At 38.8% G+C, this 19,110-nt stretch carries 18 protein-coding genes and 1 other annotated feature; of the genes, 10 read left to right on the top strand and 8 right to left on the bottom strand.

Annotated features, from left to right (window positions below):
* The first annotated feature begins 182 nt into the window (after positions 1-182).
* Positions 183-1,262 (top strand): tetraprenyl-beta-curcumene synthase family protein, encoded by a 1,080-nt coding sequence (locus tag ASE01S_RS09755; protein WP_067841554.1) that lies wholly within the window; start codon positions 183-185, stop codon positions 1,260-1,262.
* A gap of 83 nt (positions 1,263-1,345) precedes the next feature.
* Here the strand turns inward: ASE01S_RS09755 and mnmM are convergent, their stop codons facing one another.
* Entirely contained in the window at positions 1,346-1,924 is a 579-nt protein-coding gene (mnmM, locus tag ASE01S_RS09750; RefSeq protein WP_067841552.1) for a tRNA 5-(aminomethyl)-2-thiouridylate-methyltransferase MnmM, read from the bottom strand.
* The gene (gene mnmL / locus ASE01S_RS09745) at positions 1,918-2,880 is read right to left on the bottom strand and encodes a tRNA modification radical SAM protein MnmL/YtqA (protein WP_067841631.1); all 963 of its coding nucleotides are present in this window, start codon (positions 2,878-2,880) and stop codon (positions 1,918-1,920) included. Before mnmL ends, mnmM begins: the two co-directional genes overlap by 7 nt.
* Positions 2,881-3,737: 857 nt before the next feature.
* Positions 3,738-3,952: a binding site (T-box leader), on the top strand.
* Between the two features lie 70 nt (positions 3,953-4,022).
* Here mnmL and leuS point away from each other — a divergent pair.
* Positions 4,023-6,440, top strand: coding sequence for a leucine--tRNA ligase (leuS, locus tag ASE01S_RS09740; protein ID WP_067841550.1), 2,418 nt, complete (start codon positions 4,023-4,025; stop codon positions 6,438-6,440).
* 484 nt (positions 6,441-6,924) lie between these two features.
* Positions 6,925-7,137: a DUF6199 family natural product biosynthesis protein gene (locus ASE01S_RS09735; RefSeq protein WP_067841548.1), complete on the top strand. Its 213-nt coding sequence runs from the start codon at positions 6,925-6,927 to the stop codon at positions 7,135-7,137.
* Positions 7,138-7,306: 169 nt separating this feature from the next.
* On the opposite strand, the gene ASE01S_RS09730 is transcribed toward ASE01S_RS09735, so the two are convergent.
* From ASE01S_RS09730 to ASE01S_RS09715, 4 genes are all read right to left on the bottom strand, one after another.
* Positions 7,307-8,017: a hypothetical protein gene (locus ASE01S_RS09730; protein ID WP_067841546.1), complete on the bottom strand. Its 711-nt coding sequence runs from the start codon at positions 8,015-8,017 to the stop codon at positions 7,307-7,309.
* Positions 8,001-8,873, bottom strand: coding sequence for an ABC transporter ATP-binding protein (locus ASE01S_RS09725; RefSeq protein ID WP_067841545.1), 873 nt, complete (start codon positions 8,871-8,873; stop codon positions 8,001-8,003). The genes ASE01S_RS09730 and ASE01S_RS09725 overlap by 17 nt, the downstream gene beginning before the upstream one ends.
* On the bottom strand, positions 8,863-9,246 hold the full coding sequence (locus tag ASE01S_RS09720; RefSeq protein WP_306303215.1) for a GntR family transcriptional regulator: 384 nt from the start codon (positions 9,244-9,246) through the stop codon (positions 8,863-8,865). Before ASE01S_RS09720 ends, ASE01S_RS09725 begins: the two co-directional genes overlap by 11 nt.
* Before the next feature lie 432 nt (positions 9,247-9,678).
* On the bottom strand, positions 9,679-10,935 hold the full coding sequence (locus ASE01S_RS09715; RefSeq protein WP_067841541.1) for a BaiN/RdsA family NAD(P)/FAD-dependent oxidoreductase: 1,257 nt from the start codon (positions 10,933-10,935) through the stop codon (positions 9,679-9,681).
* 137 nt (positions 10,936-11,072) lie between these two features.
* Here ASE01S_RS09715 and ASE01S_RS09710 point away from each other — a divergent pair, with 137 nt between their 5' ends.
* Positions 11,073-12,707: a putative polysaccharide biosynthesis protein gene (locus ASE01S_RS09710; RefSeq protein WP_067841539.1), complete on the top strand. Its 1,635-nt coding sequence runs from the start codon at positions 11,073-11,075 to the stop codon at positions 12,705-12,707.
* 7 nt (positions 12,708-12,714) lie between these two features.
* Positions 12,715-13,425: a pseudouridine synthase gene (locus ASE01S_RS09705; RefSeq protein WP_067841537.1), complete on the top strand. Its 711-nt coding sequence runs from the start codon at positions 12,715-12,717 to the stop codon at positions 13,423-13,425.
* 66 nt (positions 13,426-13,491) lie between these two features.
* On the opposite strand, the gene ASE01S_RS09700 is transcribed toward ASE01S_RS09705, so the two are convergent.
* Positions 13,492-13,710, bottom strand: coding sequence for an HTH domain-containing protein (locus ASE01S_RS09700; RefSeq protein WP_067841535.1), 219 nt, complete (start codon positions 13,708-13,710; stop codon positions 13,492-13,494).
* A 159-nt stretch (positions 13,711-13,869) separates the two neighbouring features.
* On the opposite strand from ASE01S_RS09700, the gene thpR reads away from it, so the two are divergent.
* The 4 genes from thpR to trmB all read left to right on the top strand — a co-directional run bounded on the left by thpR (position 13,870) and on the right by trmB (position 17,237).
* The gene (thpR, locus tag ASE01S_RS09695) at positions 13,870-14,448 is read left to right on the top strand and encodes an RNA 2',3'-cyclic phosphodiesterase (protein WP_067841533.1); all 579 of its coding nucleotides are present in this window, start codon (positions 13,870-13,872) and stop codon (positions 14,446-14,448) included.
* A gap of 68 nt (positions 14,449-14,516) precedes the next feature.
* A complete protein-coding gene (locus tag ASE01S_RS09690; protein WP_067841531.1) occupies positions 14,517-15,449 on the top strand; it encodes an NERD domain-containing protein in 933 nt (310 codons plus the stop codon).
* 330 nt (positions 15,450-15,779) lie between these two features.
* A complete protein-coding gene (locus tag ASE01S_RS09685) occupies positions 15,780-16,565 on the top strand; it encodes a phosphotransferase family protein (protein WP_067841629.1) in 786 nt (261 codons plus the stop codon).
* A 27-nt stretch (positions 16,566-16,592) separates the two neighbouring features.
* Positions 16,593-17,237 carry a tRNA (guanosine(46)-N7)-methyltransferase TrmB gene (trmB, locus tag ASE01S_RS09680; RefSeq protein ID WP_067841529.1) on the top strand — a complete coding sequence of 215 codons (645 nt, stop codon included), beginning with the start codon at positions 16,593-16,595 and terminating at the stop codon, positions 17,235-17,237.
* A gap of 233 nt (positions 17,238-17,470) precedes the next feature.
* Here trmB and ASE01S_RS09675 read toward each other — a convergent pair whose 3' ends face one another.
* On the bottom strand, positions 17,471-17,791 hold the full coding sequence (locus tag ASE01S_RS09675; RefSeq protein ID WP_067841527.1) for a PepSY domain-containing protein: 321 nt from the start codon (positions 17,789-17,791) through the stop codon (positions 17,471-17,473).
* A 192-nt stretch (positions 17,792-17,983) separates the two neighbouring features.
* Between ASE01S_RS09675 and ASE01S_RS09670 the strand changes: the two genes are divergently transcribed.
* A complete protein-coding gene (locus tag ASE01S_RS09670) occupies positions 17,984-19,051 on the top strand; it encodes a M42 family metallopeptidase (protein ID WP_067841526.1) in 1,068 nt (355 codons plus the stop codon).
* Positions 19,052-19,110 lie beyond the last annotated feature (59 nt).

Raw genomic sequence — 19,110 nt, 5'->3', positions numbered from 1 at the left:
CCGCCTTAGCGTCACTTGATCTTGTAAATAGGTTACCATATGGTGCTGAGAAATAAAAGTCCCATTACTATTCAATCTGATTGTTTCGGATTCGGTATTTTGGCAAAAAGCTAGAAAATGTAGCAAAACCTCAAATAGCTATAGTAAGATTGGGGTATAATTAGTTAAAGTTGGAGGTTAATATGGAGCTTACATCTACTCATTCAGCCACACGTTTAATCAAAACCGTATTTAAACAATTTTTCCCGCTTGTAGAAGCTGAATTGGCATATTGGAGGGAACAAGCAGCAGCGATTCCTAATCCTATTTTACGCAATCAAGCACTTAGTAGTATTGATAATAAAGCCTTCCATTGTCAAGGAGGAAGCGTTTATGCGATTTTGGCTGAAGAGAACTGGGAGGAAGCCATTGAATTTATTGTCGCTTTCCAAACAATTAGTGATTATTTAGATAACTTGTGTGATCGGAGCACGACATTTGATCCCGATGATTTTAGATCACTGCATCAGGCGATGTTCGATGCCATAGAAGGAACGAATGAGGCTAACCAATATTATCAGTATCGCCCTAACTATGCAGACGGCGGTTATCTGGAAAATTTGGTTAGGGTCTGTCAGAAGGGAATTATTCAAATTCCTCAGTATCAGAAAATTAAGCCTAGTTTAGTTGATTTGGTTAGACAATATATCCATTTACAAGTTGATAAACACGTAAAGCCCTCAGAACGCGTCGCAAGATTAAAGCAAAGATATCAGGATGTTCAAGGGGCTAGTAGTGGATTAGCCTGGTATGAATATGCAGCTGCAACAGGGTCAACTTTGGGGGTTTTTTGCCTCGTTTGCTATGGACTAAAGAATCAACTTGATCATGATCAGATTCAGTGTATTTATGATTGTTACTTTCCTTACTTACAAGGGTTACATATTTTGCTGGATTATTTTATTGATCAGCAGGAAGATATTATTGAGGGTGATTTGAACTTTTGCAGCTACTACCCAAGTAATCAAATCCTTACTGAGCGATTGGTTTTCTTCATAACGAAAGCCATTAGTCAAACCGAATGTTTACCAAGTCAATCGTTCCATAAGCTGATCTGTCATGGATTAATTGCCCTTTATTTAGCTGATCCAAAAGTAAGTCAAGTTGAAAATGGGGCAAAGATCCGTCGCCATTTATTGAAAATAGGTGGATGGCAAACGCGCTTTTTTCACTATAGCATTCGTTATTATTATCGCTTTAAAAACAAACCGATTGCTCGCTAAGGCAATCGGTTAATGGCGCTGGCAGCTCTAGTTAAGTGATGAATAAGGTTAGGCAATAAAAAGACTAGCGTTTTCACCACATGCTAGCTAAGATTTTTAATTTTCTCGATGGCTAACACAAAAGGTGGGTTGTTTTTTTGATTAAGAAAGCCATATTGCAATACTTGAAAATGCTTTTGATCATAGTTTTGTAAGTGTTTAATCAAGGTGTTCTTTTCAAGTTCGCCTCCACTATGGCCATAATAAACAACACAAACAATGATTCCTCCTGTTTTAAGGTATTCAGCAATTTGGTCAATAGCTACAATCGTATTTGCTGGGGTCGTGATCACTGTTTTATCACTACCTGGTAAATAACCTAAATTAAAAATTGCTCCCGCTAAATGTTTCTTGTCGTCATCATCCAAGTAGGCAGCAACATTTTGATGTCCGTCATGAATGAGGCGTACATTTGTGATGTTTTCTTCAGCTAGACGATTACGCGTTTGTTCAATAGCTTGAGCCTGAACATCGAATGCATAAACAAGCCCGTCTGGACCAGTTGCATGACTAAGTATGACGGTATCGTGACCATTTCCACAGGTGGCATCGATAACAGTGTCACCGGCTTTTATTGCCGACTGGATAAGCTGATGGGCATAGGGCAAGACGCGTTTTAGCATGGTAGCACCTGTGGTCGTTTGTTGAAATGTTTACCTTGATAACTATCTCTTTTAGCAAATTCTTGGTCAATAGCATTTAATACTTCCCATTTGCTCATACTCCACATCGGTCCAATTAACAGTTCGGGCGGGCCATCTCCAGTAATACGATGAATAATCATTTCTTTTGGCAAAATCTCAAGCTGATCAACCACCAGTTCAATATACTGCTCACGAGTCATAAAGGTAAGCATTCCTTTTTCATATTGTTTAACCATAGGTGTTCCTTTTAACAAGTGCATCATATGGATTTTTATCCCTTGAACGTCCATTTCACTTACCGCTTTTGCAGTTTCCATCATCATGTGATAATCCTCGCCCGGTAAGCCATTGATAATGTGTGAGCAAACATTTATTCCATGTTTACGTAATTTATCTACCCCGTTTAAGTAACAGTCCATATCATGGGCACGATTAATTAAATCAGACGTCTTTTGGTGGATCGTTTGGAGGCCAAGCTCCACCCATAAATAGGTTCGTTGATTTAATTCAGCCAAATAGTCAACAACGTCATTAGGTAAACAATCAGGACGTGTTCCAATTGAGAGACCAATGACATTATCCTGTTTTAGAATCGTTTCATATTTTTCTCGTAATTCATCCACAGGTGCATGTGTATTGGTATAAGCTTGAAAATAACCGATGTACTTAGCCTGAGGCCACTTTTGATGCATGCGGTTTTTTACTTCATTAAATTGTGTTACTAAATCGTCACTACGATCACCAGCAAAATCTCCACTTCCAGCAGCAGAACAAAAAGTACAGCCACCAAAAGCTACCGTCCCATCACGGTTCGGGCAATCAAAGCCACCATCTAAGGCAACCTTGAAGATCTTTTCACCAAACTTCTTTTTTAAATGATAATTCCATGAGTGGTAGCGTTTATGATCAAATGAGTAAGGAAATGGGTTAGTCATGGTCATTACAACCTCCTTTTGATATGTATAAATTCATGAATAGGATGTGGCATATAAAGTCATAAGCCATTTTATCGCAGTGTAACAAGCTGGGGCTGCGATTACTCGCCCTAGCGAAGGGCTTTTGTAAGCCTCCCACTACAAGATATAAGGGAACACGTCATGTCTAAGTGGGAGACCCAACAGCCAGTAACGGCCCGATTGGTTCAACTAACCTCAGTGGGGAGAGAGGAAGCTGACTAAGTTTGCGACGTCGTGTCGCAACGTCTGCATGAGCACATCCTATGCGTCGCCCCCCAATTAACGAGGTTTCACTTTATATTCCTTGGTCATTTTATCATACGTTAACACAATTAGCACGAAAAGCTGTGTTGGATAAAGTCATTACTTATAGTTAAATATGTTTAGCAAGTCAAAAAAAAGCAGCTATACATGATGTTAGCTTCTCGTGTTAGTAACGATTGTGACCATAGTCATAATGGTCAGGGCAGGCTGATAAGCGTTATGTGACAGATCGACTTGACGTTCCTAATCCTGCCAAAAGTCTTACCTTTTTACATTCTTTAGTTTATTGCCGTGACTGGCTGGGCTGCGATTACTCGCCTTAGCGAAGGGCTTTTGTAAGCATCCCACTACAAGAAATAAATGAACATGTCATGTCTAAGTGGGAGCCCCAACAACCAGTAACGACCCGATTGGTTCATCTAACGTTCAGTGGGGGTTTTTCCATCCCCGCTGAACAAAGTTTCACTTTATCCCTGACATTGGTTGAAAAAGTCGATGATGCGAAGTAGAAAAATGTCGTTTCAAGCTTGACAAAAGGAGTTGCTTTCCTTACAATACGATTACAATAAGGTCGAACGACAATGATAAGGAATAGTAGTAGTTGGTTCAAGTGATAGAGAGGTAACGGTTGGTGTAAGTTACTCTTGACCATTACGAACTCACCTTTGATGTTGCGATTGTGAACTGTAAGTAGTAATCGCCGTATTCTGCGTTAAAGAAGGAAAGGGAATGTCAACTATTGGCATTAATCTTGGGTGGTACCGCGGGAAAGCCTCTCGTCCCATATTGGGATGGGGGGCTTTTTTTATAAAAGGAACAAATGTTCTGATCTTTCGCGATATAAGGAGGAAGCTAAAATGTCATTTAATCATAAAAAAATTGAGGAAAAGTGGCGCACTTACTGGTTGAGAAATAAAACATTTAAAACAACGACCCATTCAGATAAAAAGAAATTTTATGCATTGGATATGTTTCCATATCCATCTGGCGCTGGCTTACATGTGGGACATCCAGAAGGTTACACGGCTACAGATATTCTTTCAAGAATGAAACGGATGCAAGGCTACGAGGTGCTTCATCCAATGGGGTGGGATGCTTTTGGTTTACCTGCTGAGCAATATGCATTAGATACGGGCAATGATCCAGCAGAGTTTACCGAACAAAATATCGCAACGTTTCGCCGACAAATTCAAGAGCTAGGCTTTTCGTACGATTGGGATCGAGAGATTAATACGACTGATCCTAATTATTATAAATGGACGCAATGGATTTTCCTTAAGCTCTACGAAAAGGGACTTGCTTATGTGGATGAGGTTGCAGTCAACTGGTGCCCTGCCCTCGGTACAGTACTGGCCAATGAAGAAGTCATTGATGGTAAAAGTGAGCGTGGTGGTCACCCAGTCGAAAGAAAACCAATGAAGCAGTGGATGCTAAAAATTACTGCATATGCTGATCGATTGTTAGAAGATTTAGAAGAGCTTGATTGGCCCGAAAGTATTAAAGATATGCAGCGTAACTGGATCGGTCGTTCAGAAGGGGCAGAGGTCAATTTTGGTATTGATGGACATGATGATACCTTTACGGTTTTTACGACACGCCCAGATACACTATTTGGTGTAACGTATACGGTGTTAGCGCCTGAACATCCACTTGTCGATAAGATTACAACTGTTGAGCAGCAACAAGCCGTAGCTGATTATTTAGATCAAGTGAAAGCAAAAAGTGACTTAGAGCGAACGGATTTAGCCAAAGACAAGACAGGTGTTTTTACTGGGGCTTATGCAATCCACCCTATAAATGGTAAAAAAATCCCAATTTGGATAGCTGACTATGTATTGATGAGCTATGGATCGGGTGCCATCATGGCTGTACCTGCCCATGACCAACGTGATTATGAATTTGCTCAAGCCTTTAATTTAGAGATTATCCCTGTTTTGGAGGGCGGTGACTTATCAGTTGAAGCCTTTACCGGCGACGGAATTCATATCAATTCAGAGTTCTTAGATGACTTAAATAAAGATGATGCGATAGCGAAGGCGATTGATTGGTTAGAAACCCATGATAAAGGTGAGAAAAAAGTGACGTATCGTCTACGAGACTGGTTATTTAGTCGACAACGCTATTGGGGTGAACCGATTCCAATTATTCATTGGGAAGATGGTACAACTACAGGGGTTGCTGAAGAAGAACTACCATTGGTGTTACCAAAGACTAGCGAAATTAAGCCATCGGGAACCGGTGAATCACCATTAGCTAATATTTCGGATTGGGTAAATGTAGTTGATCCAACTGGAAAAAAAGGTCGACGTGAAACCAATACAATGCCTCAATGGGCAGGAAGTTGCTGGTACTTCTTGCGGTTTATTGATCCAGATAATCCAGACCAGCTCGCGGATTATGATACATTGAAGGAATGGTTGCCTGTCGATGTCTATATTGGTGGTGCAGAGCATGCTGTCTTGCACTTGCTTTACGCGCGTTTCTGGCATAAGTTTCTCTATGATATTGGTGTGGTACCAACAAAGGAACCGTTTATGAAGCTATTTAATCAAGGGATGATTCTTGGTGAAAATAACGAAAAAATGAGTAAGTCAAAAGGGAATGTCGTTAATCCTGATGAAATAATTGCATCGCATGGAGCAGATACGTTACGACTTTATGAGATGTTTATGGGACCATTAGATGCTTCTATCGCTTGGTCTGAGGGAGGCTTAGATGGAGCACGTCGCTTCTTAGATCGGGTATGGCGCTTATATGTTCATGAAACGACAGAAGAACTGACCAATAAAATTACCGATGATGCTGATAAAAGTAAACTTGAAAAGGTTTATCATGAAACAGTGAAACGCGTGACTGAGAATTTCGAGGAATTAAAGTTTAATACAGCTATTTCTCAAATGATGGTGTTCATTAATGAAGCCTATAAAGCCGATCAAATACCATTAGCATATGCAGAGGGCTTTGTTAAATTACTTTCACCAGTTGCACCTCATTTAGCTGAAGAGCTATGGAATAAGCTAGGGCATCATGAAACAATCGCTTATCAATCATGGCCTCGTTTCGATGAGTCTAAGTTAGTGGAAGATGAAGTGGAGATTGTCATCCAAATTCTCGGGAAAAACCGTGCTAAAATTAGCGTATCAAAGGAAACAACGAAGGAAGAATTGGAGAAACTTGCACTTGCAAATGAAATTGTTCAAGAGAAAATTGCAGGTAAAACGGTCCGAAAGGTGATTGTTGTACCTGGGAAACTCGTCAATATCGTCGCAAATTAGTTGGTTTAAGTCCTCACAAGCTGATGTACCCCTAAGAGTTAGCTTTTAGGGAAAGTCACTGTGAGGGCTTTTTTGCTTGTTAAAGAATTTATCTGAATCTACCGCTAGTGGAAGACCTCTCTAAATAAGAAAATGACAGGTTTTATTTAATTTTGTGTTAAGTGATCCAGAAATTCAACTAAAGATATTATAGAAGTATTGCCTAGGAAATATTGTGAGAGAATGAAGTCAAAACGAGGTTCGAGTCATGATCATGATTCTTAAACTTCATTAAGCAACAATGTCTCCTTCTATAAGCAGGTGAGAAGAATGTCTATTTATCTTCCAGTCAGTTGGGGCTTTGCCTTGGTTGCTCCAGCGAAAGCGACAGATTTTCAGAGCGGGATTTATCGTGAGGAACTTGTAATTTCTGGGCGGAAATATGCCTAAGTACATTTGATATAATTAACTCAATTTGATATTAAACAAAGTTTTGGAGGTTCAAATGTCTACGTTTTTACTTATTGTCTTTGGTATTCCGATCTATATTCTACTTATTTGGACGTTCATAGAACCAGAGGAGGCCTACCTTTTTGGGAGGCGATGGCAGTATAATCGGACACCTGAGCTATCGGATTTAGCAATTTCCTGGATACGAACGGGTTCAGTATTCGCTATGATTATCTATACCATTCTCATTATTTTTTCATTTTTTTAATCGTAACAGCTAGTAAATACTAACTATTTTGACCAACCATTTCGTCCAAAACAAAAACACCTCCGAGGTAGATTCGAAGGTGTCTGATAGAGGTTTGGTAAAATAATTATTTCCTAGCCAGGAAATAATAAATTTTATAACTTCACCCACCTCTATCTGGACGTAAATTTTAACCTTTATGGCTTATTTGATCAACAATGCTTGCATTACGGACAACAAACCAAAACAATAAGCTAGTGCCGATAATTGGAATCAAGAAGAAACCAGGATGATAATTATTGTGAAGGATAGCTAAGTAACTTAACCAGTCTACAAAAGTAGAAGCTACCGAGCGAATAAACAAACTGAGTGGTAGAATAATTAAAACTATCATCCCATACTTAAATCCTAGCCTAAATAAGATCACCGCGATTAATAAGGCAAGTAAAAATAGCGTTAAGTTCACGAGATACTCGTAAATTAGCGTATTATGGTCTGTAAAATTGGCAAATTGCGTGTTTAAGCCGACAAACGCAAAGTTGTCAATATTAAACTTTTCTGTAATCCAATTGACGAATACTAGAAATAATTGAGCAATACCAGTCATTACTGTTGTTAATATAACTGAAAATATAAGAACCGCTATTGAAAATGGCGTCCGAGAAATACCTAATTTTATGTTATATGGGAAAACATCCTTGAAAAACATAATTCCAAATATAACCATGAAGATGGTAACTGGCAATGTATTGACACCAGTAAATTCAATGGTTCCATCTGTTGTTACCGACAGAACAAAAAATAATGTGATAAATCCGATATAAATACCCCAGAACGTAAGGACTGTTTTGACTGTATATCTAGAAAAGTAATATAAGCTGTTTTTAATTTCTGTCACCATGCTTAACAACCTCCTCTTTTGTTAAATAAACAAATAATTCCTGAATGCTTGCTTTACTAAAGGTAAGGCTATCATAGTTGCCATCAATTTCTTGATCATACAAAATAGCTGTTTTTTGACCAAGTAAAGTTGACTGGTGAAGGACCTGTTTGCCTTCAATGGCCTTATCGACTTCCTTAACCGGACCAGAAACAATACAGTGATTTTCTGCTAGATCCTCCGCTTTTTCATGTAAGAGTAGCTTACCATCATGCAAAATCGCCACTTCCTCAAACAACTTGCTCACTTCATCAATTAAATGGGTTGATAAAATAATTAAACGTGGATCTTCTTGATAGGATTGCAAAAGTAAATCATAAAAGGTTGAACGGTATGATGCATCAAGTCCGATGTAAGGCTCGTCAAAGATGGTTATAGGTGAATGACTAGCAAGACCGACGATTATCCCAACTGCTGATAGCATTCCTTTAGATAAAGCGCTGATTTTACGTTTGCGTTTTAATTTGAATAGTGTAACTAATTCCTCTGCTTCAGAAGCATTCCAATTTGGATAAAAAACGGCAGAAATTTTCAATATATCATCAATCGTAAATTTTTCATAAAAATTATAGTTTTCTTGAATTAAGCAAACATCACGTGTAATCGAATAATGATTAAAGGGAGATTGACCGTTAATTTCTAACTGGCCACTCGTCGGCTGAAAGTGACCAGCGATTAATCGCATCAAGGTTGTTTTTCCAGCTCCGTTTTTCCCTAGTAAACCAATGATTTTGTTCCCTTCTAATGTTAAAGATAAATGATTAAGTGCCTGTTCTTTTTTATATATCTTATTTAAATCTGTTGCACTAATCTTCATGACTAAACCCCTCCTTAATAAAATCTAATAATTGCTCTTGCGTTAAACTAATTCGCTTAGCTTCTTGTAGTAAAGGCTGAACGTAGTGAGTGTAAAAGCGTTCTTGTCTTTTTGCTAAAATAATTTGCTTGGCATCCTCCGTTACAAACATTCCTACACCTCTTTTTTTGAAAAGTATCCCTTGATCGACCAATAAATTAATTCCCTTAGCAGCAGTAGCTGGATTAATCTGATAATGCTTTGCGAACTCATTGGTTGAGGGTACTTGTTCATTGGCTAAGCGATCCCCTTCAACAATGCTGGTCTCAATTAACTCCGCTATTTGAATAAAAATCGGCTGGTCCTCATTTAAACGTTCTGTCAATATGTTCACCACCTAACTGGTTAGTTACTTATGTAATTAACCATATAACATTTTCGTTAATTTGACAAGTCTTTTTGAAAATTTCTTTCATTTCATCGCAATGTAACTGGCTGGGGCTGCGATTACTCGCCCCATCGAAGGGCTTTTGTAGCCTCCCACATCAAGAAATAAGGGAACAGGTCATGTCTAACTGGGAGAGCCAACAGCCAGTAACGGCTCGATCGGTTCAACGACCGTTTGTGAGGAGAGAGGAAGCTGACTAAGTTCTCGACGTCGTGTCGCAACGTCTGCACGAGCACATCCTATGCGTCGAAACCCCCGCTGAACGAAGTTTCACTTTATTTAGCGGAAGTCTTCCACTTCTAAAAGTGGTGAGATGTATGCCTTTGGGTAATATTCCTTTTTAACCAAAAAAAAAGAATCGCCAAATGCGATTCTTAGTTAGTAGGCATGCCAAGCAGCATTCTGTCCGGCAATTCTGCCTGTTACTAATGCAGCCGTAATATTATAACCACCAGTATATCCGTGAATGTCTAGTACTTCACCACAAAAGAAAAGTCGATCGAGCAGTTTGGATGCCATAGTGGTGGGAGATACTTCTTTTATCGAAACACCACCGCCTGTTACAAAGGCTTTTTCAATGGGCAGGCTATCGTATATCCAAACTTCAAAGGCCTTGATATCTTTAATTAATCGTCGTAAAGCCTCTTGCGAGATATTAGCTGCTTTCAAATCTGTAGCAATCTTATTTTTATCAAGAAGGAAAGTTAAATAACGTTCTGGAACTAATCCCTTTAGGCTATTCTTAATTGACTTTGTCGCTGATTTAACAAATTGCTGTTTAAGCTGTTGATAGAGCTGTTCTTCATTTAGGTCAGGATAGGCATCAATCAAGAGTTTCACTTGATCCTGTCCGCCTTTTAACAATTTAACGGCATACTGGGAGCAGCGAAGAACAGCGGGACCTGATATCCCGAAATGGGTAAATAGCATATCCATCCGATGACTGACCAGTGTTTTATCAAATTGATCTTTTACAGATAAGGTAACATTTCGAAGTGCAAGTCCTTGCAGTGTTCGGTCTTTGATAAATGCTTGATTAGATCGAAGCGGAACTTCGGTTGGGTACAAATCTGTAATAGTATGTCCGGCTTTCTTTGCCCACGGATACGCATCGCCGGTAGACCCAGTATGTGGAACCGCCTTGCCGCCTGCGGCGATAATGATGCTTTTAGATGAAAGCTTAAGGCCAGAAGCCAAAATAACGGTATGCTGCTCAGCCCCAAAGTCTATTGCGCTAACAGGACTTTGCAGTTTTATTTCTGCCCCAAGCGATGTTAATTGATTAATCAAGGCTTGGACAACATCTTTAGCAGAATTACTAACAGGAAACATACGCCCATGATCTTCTTCCTTAAGGGGCACGCCTAACTCCTCGAAAAATGAGATAATATCTTCATTATCAAATACAGAAAATGCACTGTAAAGAAAACGCCCGTTTCCTGGAATATGTTTAATAATTTCTTCTTTAGGCAATCGACTTGTCACATTACAACGACCACCACCAGAAATCTCAAGCTTTTTTCCAAGCTTGTTCCCTTTTTCAATTAATATCGTCTTGGCTCCTTGTTCCGCAGCCGCTATAGCAGCCATCAGTCCTGACGGTCCGCCTCCAATGACTGCAACATCGTAAATCACGAACTTCATCCTCTCTGTTGCTATTTTGTTAAAAGTATACTACAAGATTGTTTTTTTGCGTACTCTTAGCGAATTTTGTGTTAAAATGATGAGTAGCGTATTTTTACAAATGTAATAGAAAGAACTAAGGTGAAACTATGTCAAAAAATACAATTATTCGAGGTACGGTCCTATTAACGGCCGCTACTTTTTTTTCGAGATTTATAGGGATGATCTACACCATCCCATTTGAGAGCTTAGTTGGAGCTACAGGTGGAAAGCTTTATGGTTTAGCTTATGGACCATATAGTATTTTTATTAGTTTATCGACAGTGGGTATCCCTCTTGCGGTATCAAAATTCGTTGCTAAGTACAATTCGTTAGGGGATTATCGTACCAGTCACCGTATGTACAAGCTTGCGCTTCGATTAATGATTATTACAGGGGTGGTTGCTTTTCTGACCTTATTTTTCGGTGCGAATTTTATTGCCCGGATTTATATTCCTGAAAATGCAGAAGGGATTACGATCGAGGACGTGGCGCTAGTTATCCGAATGGTCAGCTTCGCTCTGATCATTATCCCACCGATGAGTATAACGCGAGGATTCTTTCAGGGACATCAGTCGATGGGGCCAACCGCTTTATCACAAGTTATTGAACAAATTGTTCGAATTATCTTTTTGCTTGTCTCTGTCTTCTTTGTCATCAATGTGTTTAATGGCACAATTACAACGGCCGTTGGTTTTGCTACCTTTTCAACCTTTATCGGTGCCCTAGCTTCAGTTGTTATATTGATCTGGTATTGGCATAAACGTAAAGGCTACTTACAAGCTAATGTTCAGCAACAGACAGTACGACGTCAGCCCATTCCAACTTCAAAGTTGTTTAAGGAACTATTTAGTTATGGTGGGCCGTTTATCTTTATTGGGCTTGCTATCCCGTTATATCAACAAATTGATGCGATTACATTTACAAGGACGTTAATGGGGATGAATTTCGAGCAAATTTTCATTGACCATGCTTTTTCAAATATTAACTTGTATGGGCATAAATTAATTATGATCCCGATTACTTTGGCGACAGGTACTTCATTAGCAACATTGCCAACTTTAACGAAGTCATTTGTTGATAAAAATAAAACATTGCTATTTCAACAGATTAATCAATCCCTGCAAATGATTGTACTACTCACACTTCCGGCAGTCGTTGGGATGTCTATTTTATCACATGAAATTTGGGGAGCCTTTTATGGTGTCAATTCCTACATAGAATTAAATGGTTCATTATTAGGATGGTATGCACCAGTTGCTTTATTCTTTTCACTCTTTACGGTAACCTCATCTATTTTGCAGGGAATCAATGAACAGCGTTTTGCGATTGTTAGCTTAGCATTTGGCTTAATATTAAAAAGTGCGCTAAATGTTCCATTAATGCGGTTATTTGGACCAGAAGGTGCTGTTTTAGCAACATTATTTGGTTCCTTTACTACTGTCGCATCTAATCTTTGGCGGATAAAGGCTGCAATTGGTTTTCCACTTCGTCAGCTATTGAAGCGCTCGGTGTTAATGGGGATATTTACAGCTATTATGGCTGGAGCTGTTGCTTTATTAAATTACGGATTAAGCTTTATTTGGACTTATCAGGATGGTAGGATTGAAAATATTATCATTCTACTCCTTACTGTCCCGGTTGGAATGTATGTATATTTATGGCTTAGTTATCATTCAACTTTAATCGAGCGCGTATTTGGAAATAGAATTCGCTTTTTAGATCGATTTATGAAAAGAGGTTAAGAGCGAGATGCGTTTAGATAAATTATTAGCAAATTGCGGCTATGGCAGCCGTAAAGAGGTTAAGCTATTAATAAAAAAAGGTGCGATCAAAGTAAATGGAGAGCTTATCAAACAGGTAAATATTCACATTGATCCAAAACAGGATTGTGTGCAAGTACAGGAAGCAACAGTACGTTATGAGGAATTTGTCTATCTGGTCATGCATAAACCACAAGGAGTTATCAGTGCAACCCGAGATAGCCGTGAGCGTACTATTTTAGACTTGCTAGAAGATGAGGATCGATTACGAAATCCATTTCCGGTAGGGCGATTAGATAAAGACACCGAAGGGTTGTTACTGATAACAAACGATGGGCAGCTTGCCCATCGTTTGTTATCACCAAAGAAGCTGGTGGGAAAGACTTACTATGCCGAAATCAGCGGAGAAGTTACTGATCATGATGTTGAAGCATTTAAACAAGGTGTTAAGCTGGACGATGGGTACGTAACCATGCCTGGACAACTGACCATACTAAAGAGTGGACCAGTATCAGAAATCGAATTAACGATAATGGAAGGGAAGTATCATCAGGTTAAACGCATGTTTGAAAGTGTTGGAAAAAAAGTAGTTTATTTAAAACGCGTAGCAATAGGTGATTGGCAGTTAGATCCAGAGTTGAAAAAAGGTGAATACCGAAGATTATTGGAAGAAGAAATTTCCTATTTAAGAAAATTATAGTGAGGTAAAAACAAAAAAATAAGCTGACTAAAAAAAGTGTCAGCATGGTATGCTAAGTTATTGACATTACGAGATTTTTACTTTTTTCTTAGTAATGTCCCATCTTCCCCTGTTGGGGCTTTTTACCAGGCCGTTATATGCTAATACATTTAGGTCGCGTTGTACAGTCCGATCTGTGATATCGAACTCCTCCGCAATTTGTGTGGTCGTAACTGGACCATTTTCTCTAATAAAAAGATAGACAGCCTTTACGCGAGTTAGCATCCTATCAGTAGATTGACTCAAAAAACCACTCCTTAATGATAAAAAAGCATTAGAATTGTGGTACTGAATCTCTTTACGGATATTCTACACCTTTTTTATTAAAAATGCTAGTTTTCTTCTTGAATTTTTACAATATCTCAAAAAAACGCCGATATAAAGATTAGATGAAGGATGGTTCTTATGATTAAGCAAAGGTCTCCTCATTATTTTTTAGCACTAGAATTAAGTACGCAACTAAAAGAAAAGCTCACTAATCAACAACATGCTATTCAATCACTAATTGGCCAGAATAGCTATAAAAGCTGGACTGGTTTTGATGATTATCATATTACCCTCGCTTTTTTTGGTGCTCTTAATGATAATCAAAAGCGTTTATTAATAGATCGCTTTGCTAGCCTAGAAACACGGAAGACCTTCTCTGTTAGGATTGGTGCTCTGGGCTATTTTGGTAACCAGGAGAGACCAAGAGTGATATGGGTTAAGGTTGAACGATCAGCGGAGCTACTAGCGTTATTGAGCGCAGTGCAACATATAATGACTCAATTAAATTTTCAGGTTGACCAAAGACGTTTTGTACCACACATTACGCTTGCTAAGCAGGCACGATATGATCAGATCAACTTGAAATTATGGTCTGAAATTAGCCGGTTAGGTCAAAACGATTGGCTGGAATGGATTGAGGCAGTTGTTCTGTATCGAATTGAGAGTAACCGAACACCTAAATACTACCCGGAGGCACGTTTTAGGCTAAAAGGATAATAATAGGAAACAATGGTTTATTGGATTAGGTGCTAGAAAGTTTTTGACAGGATAGGAGTAGAATATACATGGGGCAACTAATTAAATTGGAAAATTATATCTCCCGATATGAACGTGATATTTTTCATTATCCGGGTCATTATATGCGGCTTAAGCAAGAAAACTGGAAGCAATTATTTGCGATGTGGGAAGATCAACGTGAGCAGCTATCTCTGGAAGCTCCGAGTGATGATCAACCGAAGCAAGAGCGCTTTTATAATAAATGGAGACGATTATTTAATAGGCAAAGTGCAGAGGAAGCATATGAGCATCAAAATCAGAATGAGAATAATCATATTCCAACCACAGAAGCACAATTAAAACAATACTTTTTAGATTCGCTTTTTCCATTTCAACTCAATTGGGCATCCACAACCTTAAGCGAGATGTCGTTCTTAGATCGTGATTATCAAGACGACTTAACCTTAAAGTATTTTCTGCAGCGTTTTTCCGACACGTTTTTATTTATGTATCGTCCAGTCTTTAAATTAAAAAATACCACCGTTGATGCGGATATTATTATGCTTACACCTGTTGGAATTGAGGTGATCAAGGTTGTAGAGCGCCCCTCTGAGCAAAGCATTATTGTCGGTGATGATCGAACATGGTATACCGAAGAAAACAATGTGCGGACAAAGTTTTTAAGCCCAGTTATTACTTTAAATCGTACTGAAAAAATCGTCAAAAGTATTTTAAATCATAATAAGCTAGAGATGCCGATTACTAAAGTTATTTTATCGCGAACCAATCAGATCAGCTTTCACCTTGAGCCATTTTCCACTCGCTATATCGGAAAGGAGCAACATGAAAATTGGCTACAAAACCATCGCCGCTTAGTTTCTCCACTAAAGCACTTGCAATTAAAGGTGGCGGAAGCCCTATTACTTTATTCCGAAACGGTCGCTGTGAATCGTCCTGAATGGGAAGATCCTGAGGAAACAGACGGTTTTGTTTTTGAATAAAAAATCTCTTGATCTTTAGCCCTATTTTGAGGTACTCTTAGAATAGTCTTTTTTATACTATAGATATAAATAATTATCGATTATAGTATAAGCAAAGCTTTGGGTTTCGCCATAAAGGCAAGGTGATAGCCAAGTTTTTCTAAAAAATATGAAGTGGTATTGGACCACTTTTTTCGTTAGAAGTTACGTTCAATAAGCGGCTATAGTAAAAGGGGAATAGAATGACTTGGTACAGTTTGCTAGTATTTTATGTCTACGAAGAAATGTACCTTGTCATTGCGATTAAACAGCCGTTCTAATATAAGGAAAGGAGTATGCCTTGTGCAGCACATGCTTGGTGAAGAATGGATAATTGAATCTGCTGGTGGATCAACCGGTGAAGCTTATTATGCTCAATCTGAACATAAACGCCTCTTCCTAAAGCGAAATTCATCGCCTTTTTTGGCTGTTTTGTCTGCACAAGGTATCGTGCCTAAGCTTGTTTGGACGAAACGACTTGAAAATGGTGATGTCATTACAGCACAGGAATGGTTAGATGGGAAAGAACTTAATCCTGAAGCTATTCAGCATCCACAAGTAGCTGAATTATTAGGTAGAATTCATCATTCTGCTGAACTATTAGATATGCTAACACGCATAGGTAAAAAACCAATGAATCCTTTTGTGTTGTTTCAGGAACTTAAACAGATGGTAATGTGTAATCCGTGTGTTCCAGTACCGACACTGTTATATCAGGGATTAAAGTTTATGGAAGAGCATCTGTCAGAAGTAATTGGTATCAAGCCTGTGGTTTGTCATTGTGATCTAAATCATAACAATTGGTTCATTTCTGATTTAGGACAATTATACTTGATTGATTGGGATAATGCTGAAATTGGTGATCCAGCAATTGATCTTGGCTTATTATTTAACCGTTACATAGATGAATCAGATTGGGATAATTGGCTCACGGATTACGGGATTGAGGGTAATCGAAATCTCTATATTCGAATTCATTGGTATATGTTATATGAATTGATTCTTGAGTATCATCAGCTTAAGGAGCAGAGTAAGCAAACAAGTAAATTACTCGAAAATACAATTAAGCGTGCTCGTTACTATGAACAAATAGACTAAGAAAGTGTTTAAAAAGGAGTCATTAATGTGAGAGCAAGACACAAGCCTTGGGCTGAGGACTTTTTAAGAGAGCAAACCCAGTATGTGGAATTAAATCCTACTGCTCAAAAAGGAAATTGGCGCGCACAATTCTCTAAAAATCAGCCTATACACCTCGAAATCGGTTCAGGGAAAGGGCAGTTTATCATCGGTATGGCCAAGCAATTTCCTAACATTAACTTTATTGCGATGGAATTAGTCAAAAGTATCCTTGTTAGTGCTGTACAAAAAGCTGTTGAATCACAACCGGATAATATAAGATTTATTAACTATGATGCAAAGGATTTATCAGAATTATTTGCCGATCATGAAGTTGAGCGAATTTATCTTAATTTCTCAGATCCTTGGCCGAAAAATAAACATGCTAAACGTCGCCTAACCTATCATACTTTTTTACAACAATATCAACAAATTTTAAAAGATGATGGTGACATAGTTTTTAAAACAGATAATCAAGGTTTATTTGAATATTCTATCACTAGCTTTTCGCAATTTGGGATGATCCTAGAGGAGGTTAATCTAGATTTACATGAATTGAACGATCCAACGAATGTAATGACGGAGTATGAACAGAAATTTGCTGCCAAAGGACAACCCATTTTCCGCTGTCGGGCACGTTTTCCCAAGAAATGAAGGACAGCACTCAATTCTAAATCGTAGTAGCTTTTAGCTAAACACAAACAAGGAAACGGGCACGTGGCCATATATGACCATCTGCCCGTTTTTTCTGCGAGTCAAATTCATTTTAGAGCATAGCTTTAACAAAAATTTATCCCATGTCAGAATCAGATCTAACGATTATAAACATACTTAAAAGGTGTTAAGCTATAGGTTTATCCCGATCACTCTTACTTAAGTAAGTGATGTTATACAGCAGGGCTTGTCTCTTCTGTGGCGACAATAGTACCAGTATAAGCATCCACAAAAAATTCATATTGTGTATTAACCTCATTGATCGTTCGGGTAATTCCACCACGATAAATGGTATACTCAAGGTCATGCAGTTCAATTTTTTCAGGCTTCATGTAAATCCATGAACCACTAACTGCCCCCTTCTCTTTAAACATTTGCTTAGCAAGCTTTAGGGCTTGCTCTGGTCGAATCGGCAATTGCGTTAAATGAGTCTTTATTGTATAGCCAATTGCTGCACCCACGCCTAGCGCACAAAGAGACTTTTTCCAATTCATCCATTTCACCTCAATTTATTATATTAATGCTAGTATACCTTATTTTTAACAAATTAGCATAGCGAATGCAATGACATCTTTTGGTTATTACGCCTTAGCCAATCTTAATGTAAGTGGCTCAGTTAACTGGCATAACAAGCACTAATTCGCTACAATAGATATATGGTTAATCAATCTGGGAGGTTTTACATAATGAATCAAGAAACAAAAGCGCTTTTTAAAACGTTAACAGAGCTTCAGGGTGCACCGGGAAATGAACATCGTGTACGTGATTACATGCGTACACAATTAACATCATACGCAGATGAAGTGATCCAAGATAATTTAGGGGGGGTTTTTGGTGTAAGACATGGACAGGGTCCGCGCGTTATGGTTGCTGGACATATGGATGAGGTAGGCTTCATGGTTACTCAAATAACTAAGAATGGGATGCTTCGCTTCCAACCTCTAGGTGGTTGGTGGAACCAAGTTATGCTAGCTCAAAGAGTTCAAGTCATGACCGATCAAGGCCCGATCATTGGGGTGATTGGATCGATCCCACCTCATAACTTAACAGCCGAACAGCGGGCAAAACCAATGGAAATTAGCAATATGCTTATTGATATTGGTGCAGATGATCAGGAAGATGCGAATGCTATGGGGATTAAACCAGGTCAATCAATTGTTCCGCTCACTCCTTTTACGCCAATGGCAAATGAAAAGAAAATTTTGGCGAAGGCTTGGGATAACCGCTATGGCTGTGGGTTGGCCATTGAATTATTAAAAGAACTTCAGAATGATAAACTCCCCAATCAGCTTTATTCTGGAGCCACTGTTCAAGAAGAAGTCGGATTACGCGGAGCCCAAGTTGCGGCCAATATGATTAAGCCAGACATTTTCTATGCATTAGATGCTTCACCAGCTAATGATATGTCAGGTGATGATCAAGCATTTGGTCAAATTGGTAAGGGCGCTCTACTCCGAATTTATGACCGCTCGATGATTACACACCGTGGGATGAGAGACTTTATCCTAGATACAGCTGAGTCTAACCAAATCCCTTATCAATACTTTATTTCGCAAGGTGGAACGGATGCTGGACGCGTCCATTTATCACATGAGGGTGTCCCTTCAGCAGTAATAGGTATTGCTTCACGCTATATCCATACACATGCTTCCATTATTCATGTCGATGACTATGCTGCGGCTCGAGAGCTGTTGGTGACCTTGGTTAAACAAACAGATATGAATACAGTTGAACAAATACGCAAAATGAGTTAGGAGTGGGGGGCTTTCCTCACTTCTTTTTATCGCAGTGTAATTGGCAGTAAGACTCCCAC

Source organism: Amphibacillus sediminis NBRC 103570, assembly GCF_001552275.1.
Lineage (GTDB): Bacteria > Bacillota > Bacilli > Bacillales > Amphibacillaceae > Amphibacillus_B > Amphibacillus_B sediminis.
The sequence above is the reverse complement of the archived record's forward strand: the minus strand, read 5'-3'. Positions and strand labels throughout refer to the sequence as shown.

Excerpts from the sequence above, each read along its gene's own strand:
- thpR (WP_067841533.1), top strand. The coding sequence starts at position 13,870 with ATGATTAAGCAAAGGTCTCCTCATTATTTTTTAGCACTAGAATTAAGT.
- ASE01S_RS09725 (WP_067841545.1), bottom strand. The coding sequence starts at position 8,873 with ATGAAGATTAGTGCAACAGATTTAAATAAGATATATAAAAAAGAACAG.
- ASE01S_RS09755 (WP_067841554.1), top strand. The coding sequence starts at position 183 with ATGGAGCTTACATCTACTCATTCAGCCACACGTTTAATCAAAACCGTA.
- mnmL (WP_067841631.1), bottom strand. The coding sequence starts at position 2,880 with ATGACTAACCCATTTCCTTACTCATTTGATCATAAACGCTACCACTCA.
- ASE01S_RS09670 (WP_067841526.1), top strand. The coding sequence starts at position 17,984 with ATGAATCAAGAAACAAAAGCGCTTTTTAAAACGTTAACAGAGCTTCAG.
- ASE01S_RS09735 (WP_067841548.1), top strand. The coding sequence starts at position 6,925 with ATGTCTACGTTTTTACTTATTGTCTTTGGTATTCCGATCTATATTCTA.
- ASE01S_RS09710 (WP_067841539.1), top strand. The coding sequence starts at position 11,073 with ATGTCAAAAAATACAATTATTCGAGGTACGGTCCTATTAACGGCCGCT.
- ASE01S_RS09690 (WP_067841531.1), top strand. The coding sequence starts at position 14,517 with ATGGGGCAACTAATTAAATTGGAAAATTATATCTCCCGATATGAACGT.
- mnmM (WP_067841552.1), bottom strand. The coding sequence starts at position 1,924 with ATGCTAAAACGCGTCTTGCCCTATGCCCATCAGCTTATCCAGTCGGCA.
- ASE01S_RS09730 (WP_067841546.1), bottom strand. The coding sequence starts at position 8,017 with ATGGTGACAGAAATTAAAAACAGCTTATATTACTTTTCTAGATATACA.
- ASE01S_RS09685 (WP_067841629.1), top strand. The coding sequence starts at position 15,780 with ATGCTTGGTGAAGAATGGATAATTGAATCTGCTGGTGGATCAACCGGT.
- leuS (WP_067841550.1), top strand. The coding sequence starts at position 4,023 with ATGTCATTTAATCATAAAAAAATTGAGGAAAAGTGGCGCACTTACTGG.
- ASE01S_RS09705 (WP_067841537.1), top strand. The coding sequence starts at position 12,715 with ATGCGTTTAGATAAATTATTAGCAAATTGCGGCTATGGCAGCCGTAAA.
- ASE01S_RS09675 (WP_067841527.1), bottom strand. The coding sequence starts at position 17,791 with ATGAATTGGAAAAAGTCTCTTTGTGCGCTAGGCGTGGGTGCAGCAATT.